This window comes from Paenibacillus piscarius, assembly GCF_022234545.1.
Taxonomy (GTDB): domain Bacteria; phylum Bacillota; class Bacilli; order Paenibacillales; family Paenibacillaceae; genus Paenibacillus_AQ; species Paenibacillus_AQ piscarius.
Window position 1 is genome coordinate 1 of record NZ_JAIEUI010000048.1, and the last position, 1,612, is coordinate 1,612.

General features: G+C 49.9%; 1 protein-coding gene. It reads left to right on the top strand.

Going from position 1 to position 1,612, the window contains the following annotated elements; all coding sequences use genetic code 11:
* The first annotated feature begins 180 nt into the window (after positions 1-180).
* Entirely contained in the window at positions 181-1,587 is a 1,407-nt protein-coding gene (locus K1558_RS32585) for a transposase (RefSeq protein ID WP_238656281.1), read from the top strand.
* The last annotated feature ends 25 nt before the right edge of the window (positions 1,588-1,612 follow it).

Genomic DNA, 1,612 nt, shown 5'->3' on the forward strand with positions numbered 1-1,612 from the left:
GAGACAATTTCATAATTCAAAACCCTTGTTATATCTGGTTTTTTTGAGCATAGAAAAAGGAGTACCTCCCCAAATTCTCGAAGTTATAGGCGACGAAACCAACACCCGAGAAGAAAAGAGGTAATCCCTATCTATTCTATTCGACAAGAAGAACTGTTTTCCTTTGAGGAATTGCTCCAGATGGGTCCGGAAGATAAATACAACCAAATCTTTGAACACTTACATTTAGCTCCAGTTCTGTTCGCACTGGGGAAAAAGAGCCACCGTGGACGGCCTGAACAATTAAACGTACCTGCCATGATCTACTCGCTGCTGATTGCCAAAATGGAGAACATTGAGTTTGTCTCTGCCTTGGTCCGGCGACTGATTCATAGCCACGAATTCCGAATTCAGTGCCGGTTTACGGGCTCGGACAACATTCCAAGCCAGGCCTCCTATTCTCGTTTGATTCATGCCCTAGAGCAAACGGGAATGCTGGAACAACTTCAGGATTGCCTAGTCACCTCTGCCCTAGAAGAAGGCTTTGTAACCGGCACCCATCTGGCTGTGGATTCCTCCATGGTCGAGGCGTGGGATTGCCAATTTAGCGAATCGGCTTCCAAGCGTCGTGCGGCTCGCCAAGGGCAAAAGAAAGGCGAAGCCCCGGCGGCCGAGCAACTTCAGCTCGAACGTACTGAGTCTGAGCCTCAGACGGTGAACGAGCCGCCGAAGAAACCCAGGTACAACAAGCGTGGGCGTCCAACGAATGCGGAAAGGGAACGTCGACGCGAGGAACAGGAAGCCTATGAACAAAGTCTCGGACCGTTCCAGAAAACCATTGAAGCGATGCTGCCTTACACGTACGATGAACTGCTGACTGCGTTGCCCCGGCAAGCTGCGCGTTGTGACAAGCGAAATACAAAGGGCCGAATGACCAGCTATTATGGATTCAAGGCCAATCTGCTGGTCGATACGGACAGCCAATATATCCTCAGTGGCCTCTGGAGTTCAGCCAATCCGAGTGACCAGCGTATGGCGGTCGTCCTTCTCAAAGGCCTGCTCCTGAAGTTTCCCATGCTAAAGGTCAAGCATATCTTGGGCGACAAAGGATACGACTGCGCGGCCATCTACCAGTTGATTCATTCGCTCGGCGCCTATCCTGCGATTCCCCTGATTCACCACAAAGACCCGCCTGCGGGAATGAATCTGGATTACACGCCGTTGTGTGCTGAGGGGCATGCGTATCGTTACGACAGTTTTGATGCCAAGTATGAGACCCTGAAGTACACCCGGCCTAGCGAATGCAAAGGCTGTGCGCTTTCCGGTACCGATTGCCAAAAAGTGTTTAAAATACGCATACAAACGGATTTGCGTTTGCACATCTATCCTGCGAGAGGTAGCGAAAGTTTTACCACGTTGTACAACAAGCGTACGGCCGTGGAGCGTGTGTTTGCCTATCTCAAAGAGTATTTCGGGATGAAACGTACACGTCACCGCGGGGTCCGGGCAAGTGTCGATTTCCAGCTCAGTACGCTAGCGTACAATTTGAGTAAGTTTGCATTAGATAAGTTAAACCAGCAGTTGAGAGACTCCCAGAAAATCGCCTGATTTTTGAAAAAATGACTTTAAATCC

What these genes read in the sequence shown, in the direction of transcription:
- K1558_RS32585 (WP_238656281.1), top strand. Translation starts at nt 181, where the DNA reads ATGGGTCCGGAAGATAAATACAACCAAATCTTTGAACACTTACATTTA.